Raw genomic sequence first — 6,000 nt, 5'->3', positions numbered from 1 at the left:
GAATTTAGTTTTTCATTCAAAGGAATATAACAGGAACAATCGAAAATTGGTGAAAAATGCATAATATTGTGTTATAATATAGGAAAAATGTCCTAATTGTGAATAAATTAATAAAGTAAAGGTTCTATAGGAGTTGAAATTATGGATATTGAATACACAAATTGTGTCGAGGAGTTTATGGAAAATACAGGCCTAGAGCTTCATGAAGCTGCTGAGTTATATAAGATCTTTTTAGAGGAGCTAGAGGGTGAAGTATTGGAATTGAAGGGCTTTATAAATAATGGCTACAATGAAAAAGCGCAAAAAACAGTTCATAATGTAAAGGGAATATCAAGTAACTACTTTGCCCTAAAAGTATATTCCTTGGCTAAAGAGTTAGACCAGCAGTTTAAATTGGCAACAACAAACAATATTGACTTCATGCTAAATGGTATTCAAATAGAAGCTGCTAACCTAAAGGTAGCCATTAAAGAAATATTTAAAGAAAAAGGTATAGCATTGGAGGTATAATAATCATGGTAAGTAATGAAAAAATTGTTTTAATTGTGGATGATTCTCCTGCAATCAGAAGGCAGGTAAGTCTGATCCTAAATAAAGCCAAAATCGTGGTTAGAGAAGCTGGAAGTGAATTTGGTATGTTGAATGCCATTGAGGAGTATGGAAAACTGGCAGAAGTAATTATCATGGACCTTACTTTAAAAAATGAAAGTGGCTTTGATTTAATAACAAAGTTAAAAGAATATCCCCAATATTCAAATATACCCATACTGGTGCTAACTGAGCATGCAGAGGTTGATAAGGTATTAATGGCAAGAAATTTAGGGGTTAAGGGCTACTTGAAAAAGCCAATCGACGTAGATGAACTTTTAGAAAGAGTTAAGGCTCTTTTATAGTAAATTTAGTTAATCTAAACCAAAATTGGTAATATGGAGGACTTCTATTGGGAATTTATGTTTCACTTTCAATTGTAAGTATTGTGGTAGCTTTAGCCTTGGTTTGGCAAATAAGGGTCAGATTTTCTGAAAGGGGAAGCTACAAAAACTTTACCCTTATAATGCTAGCTGTTGCCTTTTGGACCCTGGTAGCAATGCTGGAGGTAATTTCATTGAATTCAGCTATAAAGATACAATTCTCTAAGCTTGGATATTTTGGAGCCGTAAGTGTACCAGTGCTATTTCTTTTCTTTTCCTATGAATACGAAGGTAAGGATTACCTTCTTAAGAGAAGGTGGATGAGTTTCTTTTGGATAATACCTACCATTACTTTGGCATTGGTTATGACAAATGAATTACATGGTCTTATTTGGAATGAAATTTATACGCAACATCAATCAGGGAAATTGCTAATTCTCCATTATGGAAGGGGTCATTGGTACCTAGTTAATACCCTATATGGCTATACCCTTTGTGTTATTGGTGTCATAAGAATTATAATTACCCTTAAGAGAAGTAAAGGCCTAAAGGATCATTATATTGTAATTTTAGGGATATTAGCCCCATTGGTAGGTAATGTTCTCTATCAAACAAGGATGGTACATTTTGATTATGCTCCCCCTACCTTTGCCTTTATGTGTATATGCTTTGCTTGGGCTATCATAAGTGGTTTTTTTGAAAAAAAGATGGCAGTTGCTGAGACGATATATGAACACTTAGAAGAGGCAATATTCTTAATAGATAAAAATGAAAAAATCATTAGTATGAATCCCTATGCAGCAAAAGTATTTAAAATGAAATACTCAGGTGAGGTTATTGCAGCTAAAGGGTTCTTTCCTTTTTGGGGAAGCTTAGAGGGTAACTTAAAGAAAAATATGGATGAACTCTTTGAAGTATCCCTTGATAAAACAGGTGAAACCAAATGGTTTTCCGTCCATATATCCTCCATTGGGAATAATACTAAATACCCTGGCTGGATTGTCAGTATGTTTGATGTTACAGACAAAAAGCTCTATCAGGAAGAACTAGAAAAGGAGAGAACAGCAGCAGAAACAGCCAATGTTGCTAAAAGTCATTTCCTTGCTAATATATCCCATGAAATCAGAACTCCTCTGAATGGTATCATGGGCTTTACAGAGATTTTAGCTGGTACAAACTTAAATCAAGAACAAACTGAGTACTTGAAGGAAATAAAGAATGCTTCCCACACACTATACCACTTAGTGAATGAGGTTTTGGATTTTTCTAAAATTGAAGCCGGTAAGATGGAGCTGGAGAAGATTGATTTTAGCCTTTCAGAACTTGTTTTAAGTGCTGTATCCTTGGTAAAGCATGATGTTAAAAAGAAGGGCGTTCATCTCTCTAGTAATATAGAGGTGGGAATCTGCGATAATGTTAAAGGGGATTTTATACGCCTTAAGCAGGTACTTAATAATCTAGTTGGAAATGCTGTTAAATTTACGGAAAAGGGTGAGGTTCACTTAGCTGTTATAAAATTACAGGAAAACGATAAGGATATCTCTTTAAGATTTGAAGTAGCTGATACTGGAGTAGGAATCTCGGCGGATGCACAAAAAAAATTATTTGAGGTTTTTACACAGGCTGATAACTCCACCACACGAAAATATGGAGGTACAGGTCTTGGATTATCCATCGCCAAAAGAATCATCGAATTAATGGGAGGAAAAATTTTTGTTGAGAGTGAAGAGGGTAAGGGCTCTCGTTTTTCCTTTGAAGTAGAATTAGAAAGGTCACAGAAGGATACTATTGCAACACGAGAGAGTGTTGATTGCATAGAAGAGGAAATAGCTGCAGCAGCCAACCGACGTATTTTGTTGGTAGAGGATATTGAATCAAATAGGAAGCTTGCTTCAATAATCCTCAACAGGCTAGGCTACACCTGTGATATAGCCGTTAATGGTAAAGAGGCAGTTGAAGCATGTAGTCAAAGGAAGTTCGATTTAATTCTTATGGATTGCCAGATGCCAGTAATGGATGGATATTCTGCAACAGGCTGTATAAGAAGCCAGGCAAGCTTAAACAATAATACCCCCATAGTTGCCATGACAGCCAACGCCCTAGTAGGGGATCGAGAAAAATGCCTAGCCGTTGGAATGGATGACTTTATTACAAAACCAATCAATAAAGATCAGCTAAAATCTGTTATTGAAAAATGGTGTAATTAAACTACGGAAATCTAATCAACACAGCAAGTTTTGCTAAAATTTATAAATAAGTATATAATATAGTGACTGGAATATTCCAGCACTATTTTTTATAACTAAAGCTGAGGTGGATGATATGAAACGTAAGGATATGATTGAGTTTACAATAGAGGGTTCAGAATTTGGCGGTAAAGCCTATGGTTATGTTGAGGGTATAAAAATCGTTGTGAAGCACGGAATTAAAGGCCAAAGGGTTAGGGCGGCTGTTAAGAAGATACGAAACAAAGTAGCAGAAGGCAGAATCTTGGAGATTATAGAAAGGTCTCCTTTAGAGGATCAAGAAACTTGCATCCACTTTGGAAATTGTGGTGGTTGCTTTCAACAAAGCCTAGCCTATGAAATGCAACTGGAGGAAAAGGATCATCAGGTAAAAAGTCTCTTCGACAATTCAGATATCCAATATAATGAGTGGTTACCTATAGGGGAGAGTCCTATTGCCTATGAATATAGAAACAAGATGGAGTTTACCTTCGGTGACGAAGAAAAGGGTGGAGAACTTACCCTTGGTATGCATAAAAGGGGCAAGCATCATGATGTTGTTACTGTAGACCAATGTTTAATTATGGATGAGGATTATAGAATGATTCTTAAAACCATATTAAGCTATTTTAAGAAGAAAAAAATCCCCCAATATAGAACAAGAGGCCATGAAGGCTATTTAAGACACTTGGTTATTCGAAAGGCAAGCTATACTGGTGAAATATTGGTGAACTTAGTCACAACTACACAGCTGCAATTAGATTTATCTGATTTGGTAATGAGCTTACAATCTTTAAGTATAAAGGGCCAGATTGTAGGAATTCTCCATACTCTTAATGATAACATAGCTGATACGGTACAAAGTGATGAAACCAGAATCCTATTTGGTAGAGATTACATAAATGAAAAGCTTCTAGGTTTAAGCTTTAAAATATCAGCCTTCTCCTTCTTTCAAACCAATACCCTAGCAGCAGAAAAGCTTTATACAATTGTTCGGGAATTTGTGGGAAATCCTCATAAACAAGTGGTTTTCGATCTTTTCTGTGGCACTGGTACCATTGGTCAAATTGTAGCACCAACAGCAGAGAAGGTGATTGGAATTGAAATTGTTGAGGATGCTGTGATGTCAGCTAGGGAAAATGCAGCCTTAAATGGTTTAAATAATTGTGAGTTTATAGCTGGGGATGTAAGGGAAGAGGTTAAAAAGCTAAAGGTTAGACCGGATATTATAGTACTAGATCCCCCTAGGGCAGGAATCCACCCTCAAGCCCTAAAGGATATAATGGATTTCAATTCACCCAAAATCATCTATGTATCCTGTAATCCTAAAACCTTAGTTAGAGATATAGAAGAGCTTCAGAAGGCAGGTTATGGGGTTCAAAGGGTTCGATGTATGGATATGTTCCCTCATACGGTGCATGTTGAAACAGTTGTGTTACTAACTAAGTAAAATCAAGGGTTTCAAGGTTTTTTAATACTGTAAATAGTGGTTTTGTCCACTTGGTGTCCACCAAAAATCACTTGGTGGACAAAGTACCATTTACAGCATTTTCAAAGGTATCAACTGCATTTTGTTCCATGGTTTCAGTATCGTGGACATAGGTTTGAAGTGTAGTTTGAATGTTCTTGTGTCCAAGTCTTTTCTGAACTGATTTTGGTGATGCACCATTTTCAATCAATAATGTTGCATGGGTATGTCTTAAAGAATGATAATCAAAGGCAAGCTTCAATTCATTATGGATAACCCTGCTGCAATATTTAAATGAATCGGTTGAAGTGTACCCACCATTTTCAGTGACACATACCATTTTCACTCTTGGTAATATAGATCCAACACACTTCTGAACAGGCATCAATCGGATAATCTCATTCCCTTTTTCATCTTTTTCTATTTTCTTCACCATGATTGTATAATATTCACCATATGTCATTTCATTTTCAAACTGCCTTATTTTTTCAGCTTTCAATGCTTTGATTAAGCTGTCACCAATTTTAATTGTTCTTACGGAATTATATTTTGGTGCAGTAAAGTACCAAGCAGACTTTTCTTCCTTCTTCCCTTTCTTCTTTAAGACTTCACGAACATCAACCCCATAATTTCTTTTAACAATCTGTTTATCCACTGTTAGTGTCTTGTTTTCAAAGTCAATGTCATCCCAAGTCAATCCAAAGGTTTCAGATATACGCAAACCACAATTCCATCCAATTAGAAGTGGAATGTGAAATCTATTCTTTTCAGGAAACCTTTCAACAATTGTTTGGAATTCATCAGGCTTCAATATGATCCTTTCCCTTGGTTTTCTTTCAATGGTGGGAAACTTAACATAGTGCATTGGATTTTCTTTTAAATACTGTAAAGGATGCACTGAATAATCCAAAGAAGCTGAAAGAGTTGAAAGAATTCCAATCACATGTGACTTTGAAAAACCATTCAGTTTCAGATCATTGGCATAAGTTTGAAGCATTGTTGGATTCAGTGATTTCAATTTATATTGTCCAAAGTTAGGTTTTAAATGATTTTCAATGATGCTTAAATATCCAAGTTGAGTGTTATATTTCAGTTCGATTTTACAATAATTATCAAACCAAAAGTCCAAATAATCAGATACACTGATTTCAGTTGGTTCAAAATGCATACCTGCATTATTATATTGTGCAAGTGCTTTTGTTCCTTCTTCTAAAGCATCTTTCTTGGTTTTAAATCCACCTTTTGATATTTGATTTCTTTTACCATCTATCTTTGCAGCTTCAAAGCGATATTCCCATTTAGCACCCCTTTTTCTGACATTTACTTTTGCCATAGTCATGCTCCTTTCTTGATTTTGGGTATAAAAAATACACCCATTGCAGACAGGATGCTTTAA

5 protein-coding genes are annotated in these 6,000 nt (G+C 35.5%); 4 read left to right on the top strand and 1 reads right to left on the bottom strand.

All coding sequences use genetic code 11. The features are described 5' to 3' along the window. Positions 1–141: 141 nt before the first annotated feature. From F8153_RS13210 to rlmD, 4 genes are all read left to right on the top strand, one after another. A complete protein-coding gene (locus F8153_RS13210; RefSeq protein WP_151866825.1) occupies positions 142–510 on the top strand; it encodes a hypothetical protein in 369 nt (122 codons plus the stop codon). Between the two features lie 5 nt (positions 511–515). After that, positions 516–893, top strand: coding sequence for a response regulator (locus F8153_RS13205; protein WP_151866824.1), 378 nt, complete (start codon positions 516–518; stop codon positions 891–893). 47 nt (positions 894–940) lie between these two features. Next, the gene (locus F8153_RS13200; protein ID WP_151866823.1) at positions 941–3,118 is read left to right on the top strand and encodes a histidine kinase N-terminal 7TM domain-containing protein; all 2,178 of its coding nucleotides are present in this window, start codon (positions 941–943) and stop codon (positions 3,116–3,118) included. A gap of 115 nt (positions 3,119–3,233) precedes the next feature. Beyond that, complete coding sequence (gene rlmD, locus F8153_RS13195) at positions 3,234–4,586, top strand: 23S rRNA (uracil(1939)-C(5))-methyltransferase RlmD (protein ID WP_151866822.1); 1,353 nt, start codon at positions 3,234–3,236, stop codon at positions 4,584–4,586. 67 nt (positions 4,587–4,653) lie between these two features. Here the strand turns inward: rlmD and F8153_RS13190 are convergent, their stop codons facing one another. Continuing rightward, positions 4,654–5,937, bottom strand: a complete 1,284-nt coding sequence (locus F8153_RS13190) for a site-specific integrase (protein WP_151866821.1) — start codon at positions 5,935–5,937, stop codon at positions 4,654–4,656. Positions 5,938–6,000 lie beyond the last annotated feature (63 nt).

The organism is Alkaliphilus serpentinus (genome assembly GCF_009017255.1).
Taxonomy (GTDB): domain Bacteria; phylum Bacillota; class Clostridia; order Peptostreptococcales; family Natronincolaceae; genus Alkaliphilus_D; species Alkaliphilus_D serpentinus.
Note: the sequence above shows the minus strand (reverse complement) of the source record. Positions and strands in the feature narration are given on the sequence as shown.

Coding starts and splice junctions, on each gene's coding strand:
- F8153_RS13210 (WP_151866825.1), top strand. CDS start 142: ATGGATATTGAATACACAAATTGTGTCGAGGAGTTTATGGAAAATACA.
- F8153_RS13205 (WP_151866824.1), top strand. CDS start 516: ATGGTAAGTAATGAAAAAATTGTTTTAATTGTGGATGATTCTCCTGCA.
- rlmD (WP_151866822.1), top strand. CDS start 3,234: ATGAAACGTAAGGATATGATTGAGTTTACAATAGAGGGTTCAGAATTT.
- F8153_RS13190 (WP_151866821.1), bottom strand. CDS start 5,937: ATGGCAAAAGTAAATGTCAGAAAAAGGGGTGCTAAATGGGAATATCGC.